The organism is Streptomyces sp. iso_384, from assembly GCF_056172905.1.
In genome coordinates this window covers 7,027,402-7,046,664 of the sequence record NZ_JBWBTT010000001.1, presented here as the reverse complement: position 1 = coordinate 7,046,664, position 19,263 = coordinate 7,027,402, and the positions used below count along the sequence as shown (strand labels likewise).

20 protein-coding genes are annotated in these 19,263 nt (G+C 71.4%); 7 read left to right on the top strand and 13 right to left on the bottom strand.

Annotated elements, in window-relative coordinates:
• Window positions 1-125 precede the first annotated feature (125 nt).
• Together AC0VY3_RS31615 and AC0VY3_RS31610 are read right to left on the bottom strand one after the other, a co-directional pair.
• A complete protein-coding gene (locus AC0VY3_RS31615) occupies window positions 126-335 on the bottom strand; it encodes a DUF397 domain-containing protein (RefSeq protein WP_475551154.1) in 210 nt (69 codons plus the stop codon).
• The gene (locus tag AC0VY3_RS31610) at window positions 332-1,168 is read right to left on the bottom strand and encodes a helix-turn-helix domain-containing protein (protein ID WP_475551153.1); all 837 of its coding nucleotides are present in this window, start codon (window positions 1,166-1,168) and stop codon (window positions 332-334) included. The genes AC0VY3_RS31615 and AC0VY3_RS31610 overlap by 4 nt, the downstream gene beginning before the upstream one ends.
• A 107-nt stretch (window positions 1,169-1,275) precedes the next feature.
• Between AC0VY3_RS31610 and AC0VY3_RS31605 the strand changes: the two genes are divergently transcribed.
• From AC0VY3_RS31605 to AC0VY3_RS31590, 4 genes are read left to right on the top strand one after another with little or no spacing between them, the layout of a single operon-like run.
• Window positions 1,276-1,536, top strand: a complete 261-nt coding sequence (locus tag AC0VY3_RS31605) for a hypothetical protein (protein WP_475551152.1) — start codon at window positions 1,276-1,278, stop codon at window positions 1,534-1,536.
• A complete protein-coding gene (locus AC0VY3_RS31600; RefSeq protein ID WP_103508410.1) occupies window positions 1,533-1,943 on the top strand; it encodes a hypothetical protein in 411 nt (136 codons plus the stop codon). The genes AC0VY3_RS31605 and AC0VY3_RS31600 overlap by 4 nt, the downstream gene beginning before the upstream one ends.
• Window positions 1,944-1,948: 5 nt before the next feature.
• Window positions 1,949-2,380: a hypothetical protein gene (locus AC0VY3_RS31595; RefSeq protein WP_103508411.1), complete on the top strand. Its 432-nt coding sequence runs from the start codon at window positions 1,949-1,951 to the stop codon at window positions 2,378-2,380.
• 54 nt (window positions 2,381-2,434) lie between these two features.
• Window positions 2,435-3,643, top strand: a complete 1,209-nt coding sequence (locus AC0VY3_RS31590; protein WP_475551151.1) for an IS701 family transposase — start codon at window positions 2,435-2,437, stop codon at window positions 3,641-3,643.
• Window positions 3,644-4,047: 404 nt separating this feature from the next.
• Here AC0VY3_RS31590 and AC0VY3_RS31585 read toward each other — a convergent pair whose 3' ends face one another.
• Window positions 4,048-5,037, bottom strand: a complete 990-nt coding sequence (locus tag AC0VY3_RS31585; RefSeq protein ID WP_475551150.1) for an alpha/beta hydrolase family protein — start codon at window positions 5,035-5,037, stop codon at window positions 4,048-4,050.
• A 190-nt stretch (window positions 5,038-5,227) separates the two neighbouring features.
• On the opposite strand from AC0VY3_RS31585, the gene AC0VY3_RS31580 reads away from it, so the two are divergent.
• Window positions 5,228-5,812 (top strand): TetR/AcrR family transcriptional regulator, encoded by a 585-nt coding sequence (locus AC0VY3_RS31580; RefSeq protein ID WP_103508413.1) that lies wholly within the window; start codon window positions 5,228-5,230, stop codon window positions 5,810-5,812.
• A gap of 28 nt (window positions 5,813-5,840) precedes the next feature.
• Here AC0VY3_RS31580 and AC0VY3_RS31575 read toward each other — a convergent pair whose 3' ends face one another.
• Window positions 5,841-6,332 (bottom strand): VOC family protein, encoded by a 492-nt coding sequence (locus AC0VY3_RS31575; protein ID WP_475551149.1) that lies wholly within the window; start codon window positions 6,330-6,332, stop codon window positions 5,841-5,843.
• A gap of 22 nt (window positions 6,333-6,354) precedes the next feature.
• Here AC0VY3_RS31575 and AC0VY3_RS31570 point away from each other — a divergent pair, with 22 nt between their 5' ends.
• Entirely contained in the window at window positions 6,355-6,990 is a 636-nt protein-coding gene (locus tag AC0VY3_RS31570) for a CGNR zinc finger domain-containing protein (RefSeq protein WP_475551148.1), read from the top strand.
• A gap of 6 nt (window positions 6,991-6,996) precedes the next feature.
• On the opposite strand, the gene AC0VY3_RS31565 is transcribed toward AC0VY3_RS31570, so the two are convergent.
• The 4 genes from AC0VY3_RS31565 to AC0VY3_RS31550 all read right to left on the bottom strand — a co-directional run bounded on the left by AC0VY3_RS31565 (window position 6,997) and on the right by AC0VY3_RS31550 (window position 11,329).
• Window positions 6,997-7,500 (bottom strand): hypothetical protein, encoded by a 504-nt coding sequence (locus tag AC0VY3_RS31565; RefSeq protein ID WP_475551147.1) that lies wholly within the window; start codon window positions 7,498-7,500, stop codon window positions 6,997-6,999.
• A 19-nt stretch (window positions 7,501-7,519) separates the two neighbouring features.
• On the bottom strand, window positions 7,520-9,250 hold the full coding sequence (locus tag AC0VY3_RS31560) for an FAD-dependent monooxygenase (RefSeq protein ID WP_475551146.1): 1,731 nt from the start codon (window positions 9,248-9,250) through the stop codon (window positions 7,520-7,522).
• Between the two features lie 66 nt (window positions 9,251-9,316).
• The gene (gene rarD, locus AC0VY3_RS31555; protein WP_103511039.1) at window positions 9,317-10,318 is read right to left on the bottom strand and encodes an EamA family transporter RarD; all 1,002 of its coding nucleotides are present in this window, start codon (window positions 10,316-10,318) and stop codon (window positions 9,317-9,319) included.
• Between the two features lie 150 nt (window positions 10,319-10,468).
• Window positions 10,469-11,329, bottom strand: a complete 861-nt coding sequence (locus AC0VY3_RS31550; protein ID WP_475551145.1) for an SDR family oxidoreductase — start codon at window positions 11,327-11,329, stop codon at window positions 10,469-10,471.
• Window positions 11,330-11,450: 121 nt separating this feature from the next.
• Between AC0VY3_RS31550 and AC0VY3_RS31545 the strand changes: the two genes are divergently transcribed.
• Entirely contained in the window at window positions 11,451-11,834 is a 384-nt protein-coding gene (locus AC0VY3_RS31545) for a winged helix-turn-helix transcriptional regulator (protein WP_103511041.1), read from the top strand.
• A gap of 95 nt (window positions 11,835-11,929) precedes the next feature.
• On the opposite strand, the gene AC0VY3_RS31540 is transcribed toward AC0VY3_RS31545, so the two are convergent.
• The 5 genes from AC0VY3_RS31540 to AC0VY3_RS31520 all read right to left on the bottom strand — a co-directional run bounded on the left by AC0VY3_RS31540 (window position 11,930) and on the right by AC0VY3_RS31520 (window position 19,113).
• Window positions 11,930-13,003, bottom strand: a complete 1,074-nt coding sequence (locus AC0VY3_RS31540) for a 2-oxoacid:ferredoxin oxidoreductase subunit beta (RefSeq protein ID WP_103511042.1) — start codon at window positions 13,001-13,003, stop codon at window positions 11,930-11,932.
• On the bottom strand, window positions 12,996-14,960 hold the full coding sequence (locus AC0VY3_RS31535; RefSeq protein WP_475551144.1) for a 2-oxoacid:acceptor oxidoreductase subunit alpha: 1,965 nt from the start codon (window positions 14,958-14,960) through the stop codon (window positions 12,996-12,998). Before AC0VY3_RS31535 ends, AC0VY3_RS31540 begins: the two co-directional genes overlap by 8 nt.
• 416 nt (window positions 14,961-15,376) lie before the next feature.
• Window positions 15,377-16,036 carry a response regulator transcription factor gene (locus AC0VY3_RS31530; RefSeq protein WP_030083520.1) on the bottom strand — a complete coding sequence of 220 codons (660 nt, stop codon included), beginning with the start codon at window positions 16,034-16,036 and terminating at the stop codon, window positions 15,377-15,379.
• 265 nt (window positions 16,037-16,301) lie between these two features.
• The gene (locus AC0VY3_RS31525; RefSeq protein ID WP_475551143.1) at window positions 16,302-17,663 is read right to left on the bottom strand and encodes a sensor histidine kinase; all 1,362 of its coding nucleotides are present in this window, start codon (window positions 17,661-17,663) and stop codon (window positions 16,302-16,304) included.
• Window positions 17,664-17,937: 274 nt separating this feature from the next.
• On the bottom strand, window positions 17,938-19,113 hold the full coding sequence (locus AC0VY3_RS31520) for a sensor histidine kinase (RefSeq protein WP_475551142.1): 1,176 nt from the start codon (window positions 19,111-19,113) through the stop codon (window positions 17,938-17,940).
• Between the last annotated feature and the right edge of the window lie 150 nt (window positions 19,114-19,263).

Genomic DNA, 19,263 nt, shown 5'->3' with positions numbered 1-19,263 from the left:
GCGGAGCCCGGAGCAAGACCTTCTGGTTTCCGGAACGGGAAACCGCGGCGCTGCTTTCTCCCCGGACGACGGCAAGCCCCACCGTGCCTGCACGGTGGGGCTGTTGTCCTGTCGGCTCGGGCGGCTCAGACGGTGCCGAAGTCTCCGGCGCGGACGCCCGCCACGAAGGTGGTGAACGCGGTGGCGGGGACGGTGAGGGCCGGGCCGGTCGGGTTCTTGGAGTCGCGGACGGGGACGATGCCGTGCGGGGCGGCGAGGTTGGTGGCGACCTCGACGCACGCGCCGCCGTTTTCGCTGTAGGAGGACGTGAACCAACGGGGGGTCTCGGTTGTCACGGGGTGCCCTTTCGCAACTGCCTGAACATGTCTACGGACGCGGCCTGGGAGGGGGCCAGGGCCTGCATCTGATGGTAGGCCGTCAGATGCTGCACCACCGAGCCACTTTCGCGCTCCAGATAGCCTTGTTGCGCCGACTCCGCGTACGACATGAGCGAGCGGTCCGGCATGGTCAGGATGTAGAGCGGCAGGCTGAACGGGCGGTGCTCTCCCATGGTGAACGGCACCACCTGGATCACGGTGTTGGGCTGCTCGGCGAACTCGATGAGGCGGTCCATCTGCGCCTTCATGACCTCCGGCCCGCCGACCGGCCGGAGGAGGCAGCTCTCGTCCAGCAGCGCGAAGACCAGCGGCGGCTTCTCCCGGACCAGGGCCGCCTGACGTTCCGCGACCAGAGCGACCCGCTCCTGGGCCTGGTCCGCGGTGATCACCTGCCGCCTGATGACGCTGTCCGCCAGGACCGTCGCGTACTCCGGGGTCTGGAGCAGGCCCGGGATGACACCGACCTCGTACAGCCGGATCTCTGCCGCCCGGCGCTCGTAGCCGAGGAACTCCGGGAAGCCCTCCAGCAGGCTGCCGTGCTTGATCTGGCCCAGCTCGCGCTCGAACGACGCCTCGGTTCCGGTGAGGCCCAGCGCCCGGTCCGTACTACGCGAAAAGCGCAAGGTCGCGAGTTTGCGACCCGTTTCCACGGACGAGATGTGCGTGCTGGAGTAGCCGTTGTGGCTGCCCAGCTCCTCCTGCGTCCAGCCCCGCTTCTCCCGTAACTCGCGCAGACGTGCACCGTAGGCCGCCTGCGCGGAGCTTTCCGGGTTCAATTCCTTGACGTTCACGGGCCCCGCCCCGATCTTCCGTGCCGAATAGGCAAGTTGAATGGCTCCTCACGGTAGGTCACGCTGAATCGCCCCGGTAGTCATACGGCTACAGAGAGGAGCGATAGGTGTACGGCGAGAACGTTTGCCCGAACGCGCAGCAGCCTCCCGAACTCCCGGCCCTCGGCGCGCTCATGGTGGACACCGGGCACGGTGACCGTGTGGGCGAGTTCCGTGGGGTCGCCGGCGCCCGCTGGTCGCTGCGGCCCGTGGGCGGCGGGGCCGAGTGGGAGGCCGAGCCGCACCGGGTCCGGCCCGCGCTCCTCATGGAGCAGCTCCGGGCGAGGACCGCCCGGCTCAACGCCCGCAGTCGGGGCGAGGTCCTGTGAACACCCGGCAACGGCAAGCCACTTGGTACGTCGCCGAGAGCCACGGCGGCGACGCGGCAAGGTCCGTGCGGCTCGGCGGCGTCCTCGTGCCGACGCGGCGGCTGGCGCTGCGCTGGCTGCGGCGGCAGGCCCGGCGCTTCGCGGACGCGCTGGATCCTGACCCGTACGCTCCGTGGGTTCCGGGCCGTGCGCTGTACCCGGTCGGCGCGGCCGGCCGGCGCGACGCACCGGCCGAACTCCGTTCCTGGGTCACCAGTTTCCGTGAGCACGACTACGCGTTGGGGCGGCTCGCGGACGGGCTGCCGTACGAGTTCGTCGCCCGGGACGCCACGGCCTGGTACGGACTCGTCATGCGCCCGCTGGCCGCTGCCGCCCGTACCCCCTCCCCTTCTCACCGGCAAGGATGAGCGCCATGTTGCAGTGCACCGCCTTCACCGAACTCCCTGAGATGGGCGCGCGGGTCGCGCTCATGGGCCTGGAGGATGAGCCCGGCGAGGCGACGGAAGCCCCCGAACTGGACGAGTTCCTGCTGTGCGAGCTCGGCGAGCACGAGGAGGGGGTCGAACACGCGGCCCAGCTCCCCTCGGTGTCGGCTTCCGGCGGGCGGGACCTGTGGATGTTCTGGAGCGAGGCCGACGGACGCCGGAAGTTCCGCTTCAAGGAACTGCTGCCGTGCCCGGCCGTCATCCACCGGCTGTCCGTCAAGGACGGCGACGCCTGTGTGCTGTACGACCGGCATCCGGCCGCGCACTCCTGGGACGTCACGGATCCGCTCGCCGATCTGATGGCGGAGCGGATCCGGGAGGACGTACGGCGTGACCGGGACGGCGGTGGGGCCTCCTAGTAGGGCTTTGTTACGTCTCTGGGCAAGCGGTCGCTCTGGTGGTTTCCTGCTGGTATGAGGGTGGATGAACTCGTTTCGTGCAGGGGCCGGTTGGAGGAGTTTGCCGGGGAGGTGTTCGCGCCTTTGTCGCGTGCTGACCAGCGGGTGAAGGGCAGCCTCTATCTGCGGGGTTTGCTCCTGGACGGGCGTCGGAAGTCGATGCAGCCGATGGCCGGACGCCTGGGTGTGGACCATCAGCAGTTGCAGCAGTTCATGACGTCGTCGACCTGGCCGGTGGACACCGTCCGCACCAGGTTGGCCCGCCGGGCGGTGGCGGTGGTGAGGCCTCAGGTGTGGGTGGTGGACGACACCGGATTCCCGAAGGACGGAATGTCCTCGCCCGGGGTGGCCCGCCAGTACTCAGGCACCCTGGGCAAGGTCGGGAACTGTCAGATCGGGGTCAGTGTCCACGCCGCGTCCGATACCGCGTCGTGCCCGTTGTCCTGGCGGCTGTTCCTGCCCGGCAGCTGGGACCGGCCGGAGGCGGCGGACCGTCGGGCCCGCTGCCGCATCCCTGACGGTGCGCGTCACCGGCCGAAGTGGCAGCTCGCGCTGGACATGCTCGACGAGCTGGCTACGGTCGGACTGCGGCCGGCGGTGCTGGTCGCGGACACCGGCTACGGAGCGAACGCCGACTTCCGCCACGGCCTGGAGGACCGCGGCCTGGCCTATGCCCTGCAGGTCAAGGGCGAGATGACCGCCCACGCCGAGACAGCCGAACCCCGCACACCGCCTTACACCGGGCTCGGGCCACGCCCGCTGCCCCGCTACCGCACCCGGCCGGTCAGCCTGCGCGAACACGTCCTGGCCGCCGGACGGGCACGAGCCGTCACGGTCACCTGGCGCAAAGGATCCAAGGCCGCCATGTCCGCCCGCTTCGTGTTCCTGCGCGTCCGCCTCGCCGGCCGCCGCCCCAAACCCGCCCCGGACGGTGTCATCGGCCTGCGGTGGCTGATAGCCCAGTGGCCCGAAGGCCAGGACGAGCCGGTCAAGTACTGGATCTCCAACCTGCCGGCCGACATCCCGGCCCGGGACCTGGTCCGCCTCGCGAAACTACGGTGGCGCATCGAGCACGACTACCGAGAGCTGAAGACCACACTCGGCCTCGACCACTTCGAGGGACGATCGTTCACCGGCTGGCACCGCCACGTCACCCTCGTCACCGCCGCCCACCTCTTCCTGACCGAACAGCGCTCCGCCCCAAAAGCCCCTGCCAGGGCCTGACCCTCTACCAGGCCCTGGCCCTCCTCCGACACCTACTGGCCACCTGGACCGGAACCTGCCCCACCTGCCGACAACCCACCCCATGGCAGCCCTACGACACCACCTAACAAAGCCCTACTAGGGGCTGTCCGACGTGCAGGGGGTCCGGGTCAGCACCATCAGCCGCGGCTTGCGGCTGACGGTGCTCCGGATGCCTCCGGTGAGCGTGTCGACGCCGGTGCGCTGGTTCACGCAGTCGAGGGCGGTGCCTCGCGCCGGGCGCCGCCACCTGTCGGTATGACCTGCGCCGTCGGGGCGTCTGCGGCACGTGTGGGCAGGGGGGTGACTTCGGTCCCGGCCCAGGACGCGGTACGAGGTGCTGCCCGCCGCCGTGTGCGACGGGCGGCACCTTCGTACCGTCGTCCCTATCCCTCCTTCGACTCGACCCGGCCGAACGCGTCCGGGCCCGACGCCAGCGCTTCGCGGGCCGTCTGCCAGACGGTGTCGTCCGCGTACAGCCGGCTGCGCAGATAGGCCCAGCTGAGGCGGGCGAGCGCGGCCACCCGTGCCGGGCTCTCGTCGGTCGTCTCGGCGACGTCGTATCCGGAGATCCCTCCGAGTCCGTGTTCCGCGCCGAAGAGGGTGAGCAGGGTCTTGGGGCCGGGGGAGAGGGTGTAGGGGTCGGTGTGCCAGGCCGGGCCCCGGACCGTCAGATGGGTGGACCCGTCCTTCTCGCCGTTGACCACGAGCGTGGGTGTCGCCATCCGGGAGAAGTCCGTGGTGGTGAGGAAGGGCAGCATTTCGGCCATGGTCGGCACGAGGGCGTCGCCGCCCCGGCCGGGCCCGGCCAGCAGGAGGCCCGCGCCGATCCGGGAATCGGCCAGGTCCACCTCCGTGCCGTCGTCCGGATCGATGAGGCTCGCGCCCAGCAGGAGGCCCGCGGTGTGGCCGCCCATGGAGTGCCCGGCGACGGCGATCCGGTCCCGGTCCAGGCGGCCGACGAGGCCGGGCACCGCCGCCTCGATCTCGTCGAGCCGGTCGATGAGACGCGATATGTCCTCGGCCCGGGAGCGCCAGTGCATGGGCGCGCCGGGGGTGTCGGCCGGCAGCTTCAGCGTCGTCGAGCTGAGGTGGGTCGGCTGGATCACGGCGAACCCGTGCGCCGCCCAGAAGCTGACGAGCGGTGCGTAGCCGTTGAGCGAGGAGAGGTTGTTCGAGAAGCCCTGGCCGTGCGAGAGCAGGATGACCGGAAGACGGCTCCCGGCCGGAGACGTCCCCTCGCCGGTCAGGGGTACGGAGACGCGGACCTGGAGGTCCACGGCCCGGTCGGGGGTGGGCAGCGTCACCGGGGCGACGGACAGGACGGGGGAAGCGGGCCCGAAGGCATCGGTGGTGCGGGGTGTCGACGTGCTCATGGGGGAGAGAGTTCCTTCCCGGGGGTCCCTGCCACGGGTCCGAACAGGGGCGGGGCAGGGGAGGTGGAAGCGTCCGGCTTCGGCTAGAGTGAAGCGGAGCGTTGTTCCATTTACGATACGGAGCACTGTTCCGCTTTGTCAACGGCTCACTGTGCGGTGACGGCGGAACGGGCGAGGAGAGGGGTGTGCGGTGGCTGCCGCCGATGAAGCCGCAGGGGCGTCGGCCCGACCCAGGAGGGCCGACGCGGTACGCAACCAGCAGACGCTGCTCGCCGCCGCCTCCGAGGTCTTCGTGGCCTCCGGGGTCGACGCGCCGATCCGCGAGATCGCCAAGAAGGCCGGCGTCGGTATGGGCACGATCTACCGGCACTTCCCGACCCGGGCGGACCTGGTGGTGGCCGTCTACCGCCACCAGGTCGAGGCCTGCGCCGAGGCGGGCCCGGCGCTGCTGGCCGAGGAGGAGTCGCCGTTCGTCGCACTGGAGAAGTGGGTGGACCTCTTCGTCGACTTCCTGGTCACGAAGCACGGGCTCGCCGACGCGCTGCGCTCGGACAGCGGTGGCTTCGAGGCGCTGCACGCCTACTTCCTCGACCGGCTGGTGCCCGTCTGCGGGCAGTTGCTCGACGCGGCGGTCGCGGCGGGAGAGGTTCGGCCCGGCATCGAGCCGTACGAGCTGATGCGGGGCGTCGGGAACCTCTGCGTCGGGCGGGACGACGATCCGCGGTACGACCCGCGCCGGCTGGTGGAGCTGCTGCTGCGCGGGCTGCGGCGGTAGCGGTCGTCGTGGCCGCTCGGGGGCGGGATCAGTTCAGGCAGAACTCGTTGTCCTCGGGGTCCGCCATGACGATCCAGCTCCCGCCCTGCTCGTCGACCGTACGCAGCACCCGCGCGCCCAGCCCCACCAGCCGGTCCGCCTCCGCGTCGCGCTGCCCCGGCGCGGAGTGCACATCGATGTGGAGGCGGTTCTTGACCGTCTTCGGCTCCGGCACCCGCTGGAACAGCAGCCGCCGTCCCTGGCCCGTACCGCTGACCTCGTCGTACGGGTCGTCGGGATGCCGGGCCGCCGCGAGGTCGAGCCAGGCGCGGCGGCCGTGGGCGTGGGTCGTGATGGCCTCGGGCGCGGCTCCGGCCGCGAGCAGCTGCTCGACGAGCGGGCTGTTGTCCTCGACGAGGTAGCCCAGGGCCTGCGCCCAGAATCCGGCCTGTGCGTGCGGGTCGGCGCTGTCGATCACGAGCTTCCAGGACAGGGGCTGCGGCTGGGGCTGTGTCTGCGCCTGTGGCGGTGTCTGCGTCATGGAAACCGTTTATAGTGGTTACATGAGTGAAAAGGCAACGGACGCGCCGGGGCTGCTGCTGCGGCATCCGGACGGCAGTTCGTTCCGGTTCGATCCGGGCGCGCTGTGTCTGGAGCTGCTGCCCACCGGAGGCCCCGGCCCGCTGGCGTACTTCGAGGTGCTGCGCGAGCCGGCCGACCTGGTGCGCTGGGCGCAGGAGAGCCGGCTGCCCGACGGGCTCGCCCCCGGAGCCGGAGCCCGCGACGGGCTCGCGGTGAGCATGGCCGAGGTGGCGGACGCGCGTGCTCTGCGCGATGCGCTCTGGCGGCTGACGGAGGGGCACGTGCGCGGTGCGCCGCCCGGCCCGGACGACCTCGCCACCCTCAACGACGCGGCGGCGCACCCGCCCCTGACGGCCCGGCTGACCGCGGACGGCGGCCGGGCCTGGGCTCCGGGGGGTACGGGGACCGGGCTGCTGTCCACCGTCGCCCGTGACGCGGTCGACCTGTTCACCGGGGCGCACGCCCACCGGATCCGTACCTGCGGCGCGCACGACTGCCGCCTGCTGTTCGTCGACACCTCGCGCCCCGGCAACCGCCGCTGGTGCTCGATGGAGCGCTGCGGCAACCGTGCCAAGGTCCGGGCCCACCGCGCCCGGCTCACCGCCGCCGACGAGTGAGGCTTCCTACGCCTCGCGCGGGGGAGGGGCGGGGCAGGCCGGGCAGTCGTGCCGGTCGATCGCGGCGAGCAGGCGCGCGGCCGCCGTGCGTACGGCCTGCGCGCCGGGTGTGCCCGGCGCTTCCGGTGCGCCCGGCGCTTCAGGCGTGGCGGCCAGGCGGGCGGCCGTGGCGCGGCCCGCCGCCACCGCGTCGTGCGCCGCGCGGGTCCACGCCGGGTGCTCCGCGTTTCCGGCGGCCAGGATCGTGGCGAGCAGGTCCACGACGCCCGCCCGGTCCCGGACCGTGTCCGTCGCCGCAAGCTCCCAGAGGAACGGCACCGTCGCCGCCGTCGAGTCGAAGACGGGCGGGGTGCCGATCCACCGTTCCAGATCGCTCAGGGCCTCGTCCGAGGTCGGCGCGTCCCCCCAGGCGATCCGCGACAGCACGCCGGGAACCTGGGACGCGGAGCCGTACGCGTGCTGCAGCTCGTGCCACCGCACGTTCCTCATGGCCCCCAGCACAGTCCCCATCCGGGCACTCAATCAGCCTTTACCGCACGGCGTCCACCATGCCGGGTGACCCGTCCGTGGACCGGTCCGGTGACTGCTCCGGTGACCGGACTGTGGGCGTGCCGTCGGGCCGGCCCGCGGACGCGCCCGTTCCGTGGAGCCGGCGCAGATACTCCCGTACGGCATCGGCATCGTCCGCCGGTGCGTACACGCCCACATGGTGGTCGGGCCGGACGACCACGACGGTGCCCGCGCCCGTCTCGCCGGAGGTTTCCGTTCCGTACGCGGCGGCCGCGTGGCCCGCGTCGTCGACCACCGCGCCCGGTTCCGCTTCGGCCCGGTTCTCGTGCGCCGCGTACACCCGGCAGGTCCGTACCCCGGCCACGCCGTACGCGGCCGCCACCTCGCGCAGGGCCGCCGCGCTGCCGGGGCCGAAGCCGAGCACGGTCGTGCCGGGCCCTGCGAGAACGCGGTGCAGCCGGGTACGGGCTCCGGTCGCGGCGTCGGTGCAGGGTGCGTCCGGCGCGCGGTCCCCGGCGTGCGGGGCGCCGCCCTCGGGTTCCGGGCCGCCGCCATCGGCCCGCGGCGTGTCGGCGCGGGTGGCGGCCAGGGAGCTCCAGCGGTAGCCGACGCCCAGGCCGGTGGTGTCCGAGGTGATCGCCGCGTCCAGGCCTCCGCCGGGCCGGCGGATCGCCTCCAGCGTGGCCCGCAGCCGCTCCGATGTGAGGTCCAGGGTCCGGGCGGCCACCGGAAGCCGCTCCTCCTCATAGCTGTCCAGCAGCCTCGCGTCCGTGTGGCCGGTGAGCACCAGGCCCAGCTTCCAGCCCAGGTTGAACGCGTCCTGGATGCCGGTGTTCATCCCGAGGCCGCCCGCGACGGCGTGCACATGCGCCGCGTCGCCCGCGAGGAAGACCCGCCCCGCCCGGAACCGGTCCGCCATCCGCACATTGACCCGGTACGTCGACAGCAGCTCGGCCCGCGTCAGGTCCTCGCGGGGCAGCGCGGTGTGGTGGGCGAGCAGTCGGCGGAACCCGTCGGCGGTGGGCGCGAGCGGCCGCCCCCGCCCGTCCCGTTCCGGCCCGCCCTGGAACCACCAGCCCGTCCGCGTACCGGGGATCGGGCAGAGCATCACCGCGCCGTCCTCGTCGAACCACTGGTGCCAGCGGGTACGGTCCAGGGCGCCCTCGGCCAGGTCGACATCGCCGCAGACCATCACCTGGTCCTCGTCGGTGGTGCCGTCGAACCCGATCCCGAGCAGTTTCCGTACGGAGCTGTGGGCGCCGTCGCAGCCGACGACGTACCGTGCGCGTTCCGTCCGGCCCTCCGCGAACGTCACGTCCACCCGCCGCCCGTCGGCCCCCTCCGCCAGCCCCACGACCTCGCGGCCCAGCTCGACGTGGACGCCGTGAGCGGCCAGCCGGTCGCGGAGGATGCCCTCCAGCCGCCACTGGGCGATCAGCCACCCCCGGTCGTAGTGCGCGCCCGGGGCCGGGGCGGAGTCCGCCCACGGATCGGCCTCCGCGACCGGGAGGCGGTCGCGGTACTTGAGCATCGGCAGCGGCGCCGAACCGGCGGCGAGCACCTCCTCGGCCACCCCGAGATCGTCCAGGATCTCCAGCGACCGGGGGTTGGGGCCCTTGGCGCGCGAGGTGCGCGGCGGCGCGGGGGACCGGTCCACGATCCGTACGGCGACGCCGCGCCGGGCCAGATCGCAGGCCAGCACCAGCCCGGTGGGACCTGCTCCCACGACGAGTACGTCGGTCATGCCCATGCCTCTCCTTCGGTCACACTTCAGGTCACCCAGGACCAGAAAAACGTAACCGAGTTAGAAAAGCAACTAGGTAATCTTTTGTTGTGTGGGATCCGGGGGCGTGGTCGCCGGGGTCGCTGCCGTCGGCGTCGTGGTCGCCGGCGCGGCGGCCGCCGTCGCCAGCAGCTCCGCCGCCAGCGCCCGGTTGCGCCGAGCGGTCCGCAGTGCGTCCCAGGTCAGCAGCGACAGCGCCAGCCAGACCAGGGCGAACCCGGCCCACCGCTCGGGCGGCATCGACTCGTGGAAGTAGAGGACGCCCAGGCCGAACTGGAAGACCGGGGCCAGATACTGGAGCAGCCCCAGCGTGGACAGCGGCACCCGGATCGCCGCCGCGCCGAAGCAGATCAGCGGGACCGCGGTGACGATGCCCGTCGCCGCGAGCAGGAACCCGTGCCCCGCGCCCCCGTACGTGAACGTCGACTCGCCGGTCGCGGCCAGCCAGAGCAGGAAGCCGAGCGCGGGCACGAACAGCACGGCGGTCTCGGCGGCCAGGGACTCCAGGCCGCCCATGTTCACCTTCTTCTTCACCAGGCCGTACGTGGCGAAGGAGAAGGCCAGCGTCAGCGAGATCCACGGCGGCCTGCCGTATCCGATCGCCAGCACGAGCACGGCGGCCAGACCGGTGGCGACCGCGACCCACTGGACCGGCCGCAGCCGCTCGCCGAGCAGCAGGACGCCCATGGCGATGGTGACCAGCGGATTGATGAAGTAGCCGAGCGAGGCCTCGACGACCTGGCCGTTGTTCACGGCCCAGATGTAGAGGCCCCAGTTGACGGTGATGGTCGCCGCCGCGACCGATATGAGACCCAGCTTGCGCGGATCGCGGGCCAGTTCGGCGATCCAGGCCCAGCGGCGTACGACCAGCAGGGCGACGGCGACGACGCCGAGCGACCAGACCATCCGGTGGGCGAGGATCTCGATCGCCCCGGACGGCCTCAGCAGCGGCCAGAAGAGGGGGACCAGGCCCCACATCCCGTAGGCGCCGATTCCGTACAGCAAGCCTGCCCGCTGTTCGTTCTTCCCCTTCACGTGCCCTCCCGGCCCACCCGCGCCGGCGCGACCGCCGACGGCACGACGGTAGCGCCGGAAGAGCTTCGTGTCATGGCCGTCTCACGGAAACACTCATGACAGTGCTGGGTACGGTCGGCGTGCGGAGGTGCGGCCGGGGTGCGCCGGGGCTCAGGCGGCGGACAGGGCGGCGCGTACGGTCTCGGCGAGCGGCGTCGTCGGGCGGCCGATGAGCCGGGCGAGGTCGCCGCTCGTCCCCGCGAGCCGGCCGCGCCCGATCGCCTCGTCCACGTCGACGAGGATCGCCGCGAAGCCCTCGGGCAGTCCCGCGCCGACCAGGACCTCCTGGTGCGCGGCGGCCGGGACGTTCTTGTACGTGATCTCCTCGCCGGTCAGCTCGGACAGCAGTGCGGCGTACTCGGCGAGCGACCACGCGGTGTCGCCGCTCAGCTCGTAGGCGGTGTTCAGGTGGCCGTCGCCGGTCAGTACGGCGGCCGCGGCGGCGGCGTAGTCGGCGCGGGAGGCGGAGGCGATGCGCCCCTCGCCCGCGTTGGCGACGACCGCGTGGTGCGCCAGGACCGGGGCCAGGTCGGCGGTGTAGTTCTCCGTGTACCAGCCGTTGCGCAGGAAGGTGTACGGCAGCCCGGAGTCGAGGATCAGCTGCTCGGTGGCCCGGTGCTCGTCGGCCAGCGTGAAGTCCGCGTCCGGTCCGCCGAGGATGCCGGTGTACGCGAGCTGGGCGACGCCCGCCGCCTTCGCCGCGTCGATGACCGCCGCGTGCTGCGCCACCCGCTTGCCCACCTCGCTGCCGGAGATCAGCAGCACCCGGTCGCCGGACCGGAAGGCTCCGGCCAGGGTCTCGGGGCGGCTGTAGTCCGCGATGCGCAGCTCCACGCCCCGGGCGGCGAGCGCGGCGGCCTTCTCCTTGTCGCGTACGACCGAGACGACCTCTCCGGCCGGAACAGTGGCCAGCAGGGTGTCGGCGACGAGGCGGCCGAGTGCGCCGGTGGCTCCGGTGACAACGATGCTCATGAAGGTTCTCCGATGGTGGTGGGGCCGGTTTCGGCGGTCCGGGCGGCTTCCGCCCTTCGAACGCAACCCTAAGCACAGCGCTAACTTTAAGAAAGTACCCACTTTGAAGTAAGGTACTGGTATGGGAGTAAGCGCAGACCGATCACGTCGTCCGGACGTCAATCAGCGCATGTGTCCGTCCCGGCTGATCCTGGAGCACGTGACGAGCCGCTGGGGCGTCCTCGTACTGGCGGCGCTGCTGGAACGCTCGCACCGCTTCAGCGAACTGCGCCGCGCGGTGGGCGGCGTCAGCGAGAAGATGCTGGCCCAGACCCTCCAGACGCTGGAGCGCGACGGCTTCGTCCACCGGGACGCGAAGCCGGTGATCCCGCCGCGGGTGGACTACACGCTCACCCCGATCGGCATCGAGGTGGCCGAGCAGGTGTGGGCGCTCGCCCGCTGGACCGAACGGCAGGTGGACGCGGTGCAGACGGCACGCGAGGCATACGACGAGGCCCGGGCCTGATCCCGTGAGGGACCGGACCCGGGCCCGGAAGCAGTTCCGCTTCCGATCGTTCCGTTCTGGTTCCGTTCTGCTGGTCCGAACCGTTCCGCCGTGCCTCAGCCGACGACCGTCCAGGTGTCGTTGCCCGCGAGGAGCGAGGCGAGGTCGCCCTTGCCCTCGCGCTCGACGGCGGCGTCCAGCTGGTCCGACATCAGCGTGTCGTAGACGGGCCGCTCCACGCTGCGCAGCACCCCGATCGGGGTGTGGTGCAGGGTGTCCGCGTCGGCGAGCCGGGACAGCGCGAACGCCGTCGTGGGCGATTCGGCATGGGCGTCGTGGACGAGGATCTGCGAGCGGTTCTCCTCCGTGACGGCCACCACCCGGAGATCACCGGTGGCCGGATCGCGGACGACGCCCTTGGGCTCCTGGGAGCCGAAGAGGATCGGCTGCCCGTGTTCGAGGCGGATGACGGCCTCGGCGGCCTGCTCCTTGTCCTTGAGGACCTCGAAAGCGCCGTCGTTGAAGATGTTGCAGTTCTGGTAGATCTCCACCAGCGCCGTGCCCGAGTGCTCGGCCGCCGCGCGCAGCACGCTCGTGAGGTGCTTGCGGTCGGAGTCGACCGTGCGCGCCACGAACGTGGCCTCCGCGCCGATGGCGAGCGACACCGGGTTGAAGGGCGCGTCGAGCGAGCCCATCGGCGTCGACTTGGTGATCTTGCCGAGCTCGGAGGTGGGGCTGTACTGACCTTTGGTCAGCCCGTAGATCCGGTTGTTGAACAGCAGGATCTTGAGGTTGACGTTGCGGCGCAGGGCGTGGATGAGGTGGTTGCCGCCGATGGAGAGCGCGTCGCCGTCACCGGTGACCACCCACACCGACAGATCGCGGCGGGAGGTGGCGAGCCCGGTCGCGATGGACGGGGCGCGGCCGTGGATGGAGTGCATCCCGTAGGTGTTCATGTAGTACGGGAAGCGGGAGGAGCAGCCGATGCCGGAGACGAAGGTGATGTTCTCCTTCGCGAGCCCCAGCTCCGGCATGAAGCCCTGGACGGCGGCGAGGACCGCGTAGTCGCCGCAGCCGGGGCACCAGCGCACTTCCTGGTCCGACTTGAAGTCCTTCATGGACTGCTTCGCCTCGGCCTTGGGCACCAGCTGCAGCAGCTCGTTGTGGAGCAGTTCGTCGGTGTCAGGCATCGATGGCCTCCTTGAGAGCCGTGGCGAGCTGCTCTGCCTTGAACGGCATGCCGTTGACCTGGTTGTAGCTGTGGGCGTCCACCAGATACTTGGCTCGCAGCAGCATCGCGAGCTGGCCGAGGTTCATCTCCGGCACGACGACCTTGTCGTAGCGCTTCAGCACCTCGCCGAGATTCTTCGGGAAGGGGTTGAGGTGGCGCAGGTGGGCCTGGGCGATGGGCGCCCCCGCGGCCCGCAGCCGGCGCACGGCGGCGGTGATCGGCCCGTACGTCGACCCCCAGCCGAGCACCAGCGTGGCGGCCCCGGCCGGGTCGTCGACCTGGAGGTCGGGGACCTCGATGCCGTCGACCTTGGCCTGGCGGGTGCGGACCATGAAGTCGTGGTTGGCCGGGTCGTAGGAGATGTTGCCGGTGCCGTCCTGCTTCTCGATCCCGCCGATGCGGTGTTCGAGGCCGGCCGTCCCGGGGACCGCCCAGGGGCGGGCCAGGGTCTGCGGGTCGCGTTTGTAGGGCCAGAAGACCTCGGTGCCATCGGCCAGGGTGTGGTTCGGGCCGGTGGCGAAGGAGGTCTTCAGGTCGGGCAGTGCCGCCGTCTCCGGGATGCGCCAGGGCTCGGAACCGTTGGCCAGATAGCCGTCGGAGAGCAGGAAGACCGGAGTCCGGTACGTCAGGGCGATCCGGGCCGCGTCGATCGCGGCGTCGAAGCAGTCCGCCGGGGTCTGCGGGGCCACGATCGGGACCGGGGCCTCGCCGTTCCTGCCGTACATCGCCTGGAGCAGATCCGCCTGCTCGGTCTTGGTCGGCAGCCCGGTGGACGGTCCGCCGCGCTGGATGTCGATGATCAGCAGCGGCAGCTCCAGGGAGACCGCGAGACCGATCGTCTCCGACTTCAGCGCCACCCCGGGGCCGGACGTCGTCGTGACGCCCAGGGCCCCGCCGAACGCGGCACCCAGCGCGGCCCCGATCCCGGCGATCTCGTCCTCGGCCTGGAAGGTCCGCACACCGAAGTTCTTGTGCCGGGACAGCTCGTGCAGGATGTCCGAGGCCGGGGTGATCGGATACGACCCCAGGTAGAGCGGCAGGTCCGCCAGCTGCCCGGCGGCGATCAGGCCGTAGGACAGGGCGAGGTTCCCCGAGATGTTGCGGTAGGTGCCGGTGGGGAAGGCCTGCGACGCCGGGGCGACCTCGTAGGAGACCGCGAAGTCCTCGGTCGTCTCGCCGAAATTCCACCCGGCCCGGAAGGCCGCCACATTCGCCTCGGCGATCTCGGGTTTCTTCGCGAACTTCTGCCGCAGGAACGTCTCCGTCCCCTCGGTCGGCCGGTGGTACATCCACGACAGCAGCCCGAGCGCGAACATGTTCTTGGAGCGCTCGGCCTCCTTGCGGGGGAGTCCGAACTCCTTCAGCGCCTCCAGCGTCAGCGTCGTCAGCGGAACCAGGTGGACGTTGTAGGCCTCCAGCGAACCGTCCTCCAGCGGACTGGTCGCATACCCCACCTTCGCCATCGGGCGCTTGGTGAACTCGTCGGTGTTCACAATGATTTCCGCGCCGCGCGGTACGTCGTCGATGTTCGCCTTCAGGGCGGCGGGGTTCATCGCGACCAGGACGTTGGGGGCGTCGCCGGGGGTGAGGATGTCATGATCGGCAAAGTGGAGCTGGAAGGAAGAGACCCCCGGCAGCGTGCCTGCGGGGGCACGGATCTCGGCGGGGAAGTTCGGCAGGGTGGAGAGATCGTTGCCGAAGGAGGCGGTCTCCGAGGTGAACCGGTCACCGGTGAGCTGCATACCGTCACCCGAGTCACCCGCGAAACGGATGATCACCCGATCCAGGCGGCGGATCTCCTTGCCGTCGCCGCCCGTGGTTCCCGTCGTACCTGACAGGGGGGCTCGCTGACCCCCGAGGACGGCGTCATTGGCCTCATCGGCCTTCTCTGCCGCGCTACTGACCTGGCTCGTCACTGAACTGGACCTCCCTTGGGGCGGCGGTTCGGAACCGTCCGGCCAGCCGGCGATCCCAGAGGCCACCCTACGTCCGCGTAAGAGGCTCTCCAGGGACCGATCATATGGTGGACGTTGTTTTGAGACACCCTTTCCGTGCGGTTTGTCACCTTTCTCAAGCCCTCGATCGCAGGATGGAAGCGGCTGAGCTCTGCGTCTTTGGTCCTAAGCCCCGCGGTTGTCTCTCTACCGCCCCCCGGTCGTTTCCTGGTGGAGCCGCCGTCGCCCTCGCTCCTCGGTCGTCTCTTGATCAGAGGTGCCCGTCCGGTGCTCGCCGGACACCACCGGGCCTGCGCAATGCCCCCGGAGCGCTCCCGGTGCGCCCCTGAAGTGCCGCGACCGCCGCATCCATCACTATCTGACAGAGTGTCAGACAGCTAGGAGTTCAGATAGGTCAGCACGGCGAGGACGCGCCGGTGGTCCCCGTCGCTGGGCGAGAGCCCCAGCTTCAGGAAGATGTTGCTGACGTGCTTCTCGACCGCCCCGTCGCTCACCACGAGCTGCCGGGCGACGGCGGAGTTCGTCCGGCCCTCGGCCATCAGACCGAGGACCTCCCGCTCGCGCGGCGTCAGCCCGGCCAGCACATCCTGCTTACGGCTGCGGCCCAGCAGCTGCGCCACCACCTCCGGGTCCAGCGCCGTCCCGCCCTGCGCCACCCGGACCACGGCGTCCACGAACTCGCGGACCTCGGCCACCCGGTCCTTCAGCAGATACCCCACCCCGCGGCTGCTGCCCGCGAGCAGCTCGGTGGCGTACTGCTCCTCCACGTACTGGGAGAGGACCAGCACCCCGATGTCCGGATAGTCCTTCCGCAGCCGCACCGCCGCGCGCACCCCCTCGTCGGTGTGCGTCGGCGGCATCCGCACATCGGCGACCACCACATCGGGAAGGGCCTGCTGCCCGTCGAGCTCCGCCACGGTCTTCAGCAGCGCCTCCGCGTCCCCGACCCCGGCGACCACCTCGTGCCCGAGATCGGTGAGCAGACGGGTCAGGCCTTCCCGGAGCAGGACCGAATCCTCGGCGATGACCACGCGCACCCTGTTCTCCACGTTCTCCACGACTGCGAGTCCCCCACTGTTCCGAATATGCCGCGTTCCCCACGACCTCGCACGCACCACGCCCGACCACCGCGCACCGCGCCCCGACCGCTCAAGCATCCCAGGCCCCGGACACGGATGGGGGGCCTGTGGATAACCCACACGACACGCCCCGTCGCCCGGACCGAGGGTCCGGGCGACGGGGCACGCGTACGCAGGTGAAGTGGAGAGCCGGAAGGTGGAGGAGGGCGGAGGGTCCGGGGTCTCAGCCCCGCCAGGGCAGCTCGGCGGTGACCGTCGTCGGACCGCCGGCCGGGGAGTCGACGACCAGGACCCCGTCCACCGCGTCCAGCCGCTCCGTCAGCCCGGCCAGGCCGCCGCCCGCGGCAGGCGACGCCCCGCCCCGGCCGTTGTCCGTGACCTGGAGCATCAGCCGGTCGGCCGCCCGCCACACGTCGACCGTGGCCCGGGTCGCCCGGGCGTGCTTGCTGATGTTCTGGAGCAGCTCCGAGACGGTGAAGTACGCGATCCCCTCGATCGCCTGCGCGGGCCGTGAGTCCAGGTCCACCTCGACCGTCACGGGCACGGTGCAGCGGGAGGCGATGGAGGAGAGCGCGGCGTCCAGGCCCCGGTCGGTGAGGACGGCGGGATGGATCCCGCGGGCCAGGTCGCGCAGCTCCTGGAGAGCCACCTTCACCTCGCCGTGCGCCTCGTCGACCATGCGGGCCGCGGCCTCCGGGTCGTCGGTGAGCTTCTCCTTCGCCAGGCCCAGATCCATGGCGAGGGCGACCAGACGGGCCTGGGCGCCGTCGTGCAGGTCGCGTTCGATGCGGCGCAGGTCGGCGGCGGCGGTGTCCACGACCACGCCCCGGTCCGACTCCAGCTCGGAGACCCGGCTGGCCAGCCGGGACGGGCCCAGCAGACCGGTGACCATCAGCCGGTCCACCGTCAGCAGCCCCCGGACGATCCAGGGCGCCGCCAGCACGAGCACCAGCCCCACCGCCCCGGTCACCGCCAGCTCACCGGGCGAGTCCAGATACTCCTGATGGGTGCTGTCCCCGTACAGCTGGAGGCCGCCCTGCCCACCGAACACCGGGAAGAGCCAGAACCACAGCGGGTACGTCAGCGCCGCCAGGCCGTACGTCCAGAACGAGATCGCCACCACGAACGTGAACGTCGCCCACGGGAAGTGCAGCAGCGCGTACAGCAGGTGCCGCCAGGACGCCCCGCTCTTGAGGATGGCGCCCATCCAGGACATCGGGCCGCCGGTCTTCCCCCGCACCGGCTCCGGATCCGCCACCTCGACCCGCAGCAGCCCGCGCGCCCGGTGCCGCTCCAGCGCGCCGAAGCCCCGGCAGACGGTGAGACCGACCGCGAGGACCGGTATCCCGATGAAGGTGACCAGCAGGCCCGCGCTCATCGACGTCATGGTGACCGCGAAGACGAACATCACCGTGCTGAGCGGGAAGCTCAGCAGCGCGTAGAGGAACTCGCGCCAGGCACGGGCCTCCAGCGGGGCCCGCAGCGGCGCCGGGAGGAAGTGCTTCGCCGGGGTCTTCGCCCCGACGGCGGGGCCGGAACCCTGATGCTCCCGGTCCCGCGTGTCCGGTCCGTATGCCGTGGCCATGAGTTCCGTCCGTTCCGTCTCTGTTCTCAGTCTCTCAGTGGGCTGTGCGGTGGTGCGAGGGAAGTGGTGCGTGGGAAGTGGTGCGAGGGAAATGGTGCGAGGGACGTGGTGCGTGGGACGTGCGGCGCGGTGGCGCCGGGGCGGCCGGTCCCCACGGACCGTTCTCCCTCAAGAGTGCTGGCCGGCCGTCTTCCGCACCATGAGGCCCCTCTCCGTATCCGACCGGGGGTTTTCCCCACCCCCGGGCCGTGCCGGGCATCGGGAACACGGCCGGTCAGGCGGTGCGGTCGCGCCAGGGCAGCTCGGCGGTGACGGTCGTCGGCCCGCCCTCCGGCGAGTCCAGGACGAGCACCCCGTCGACCGCGTCGAGCCGCTCGGAGAGCCCCGCCAGCCCCGTACCGCCGCCGTCCGTCCGGGCTCCGCCCCCGCCGTCGTCCGTGACCTGGAGCATCAGCCGGTCGGCCGAACGCCACACGTCGACGGAGGCCGACCGTGCGCCGCTGTGCTTGCTGATGTTCTGGAGCAGCTCCGAGACGGTGAAGTACGCGATCCCCTCGATCGCCTCCGCCGGACGCATCCGAAGCTCCACCGACACCTTGACCGGGACCGTGCAGCGGGAGGCGATGGCGGAGAGGGCGGCGTCCAGGCCCCGGTCGGTGAGGACGGCGGGATGGATGCCGCGGGCCAGGTCGCGCAGTTCCTGGAGGGCCACCTTGATCTCGCCATGGGCCTCGTCGACCATGCGGGCGGCGGCCTCGGGGTCGTCGGTGAGCTTCTCCTTGGCGAGGCCGAGCCCCATGGCGAGGGCGACCAGACGGGCCTGGGCGCCGTCGTGCAGGTCGCGTTCGATGCGCCGCAGGTCGGCGGCGGCGGTGTCCACGACGACGCCCCGGTCCGACTCCAGCTCGGCGATACGCCGCTCCAGCTCGTCCGAGGGCGACAGCAGCCCACGCACCATCGCCCGGTCCACCGTCGTCAGCCCCCGCGCGATGAACGGCAGCACCGGCCACAGGACGAACAGGCTCACCAGCGTCACCGCGAACGTCAGCACCCCCCAGGGCAGTCGGATGAACCCGTACAGCAACGTCCGCCAGCCCACCGGGTCCTTCAGCCCCGCCCACAGCCGGGCGAAGAACCCCTGGTTCCGGTGGCCGCGCGCCAACGGACTCGGCTCCTCCACCCGTACGCCGAGCATCCCGCGCGCCCGCCGCCGCTCCAACCGGCCCAGCAGCCGGGCGCCCTGGAGCCCGGCGACCAGCAGCGGCAGACCGATCACCGTCACGGAGAGCGCGACGCCGACGGCGATCACGAGGACCGTGTAGACGAACCCGACGACGGCCAACGGCAGATCGGCGAGCAGATGTGCGATCTCCCGCCAGGTCCACCGGTCGATGGCGAAGCGGGCGGGCGGCAGCCGGCCGGGGTCCGGAACGGAAGGGCTCATGGTCATACCCACAGCCTGCCGGGCCGCACCCGCGCACACCATGGGGCTCATGGGCGGGTCGAAGTAGGGATAACCCCACCTGATGCCCGACGCGGCTGCTTACGCTCCGTTTAGCAGGCCCTAGACTCCCGTGCGTAACTCCCGCGCGTACAGAAC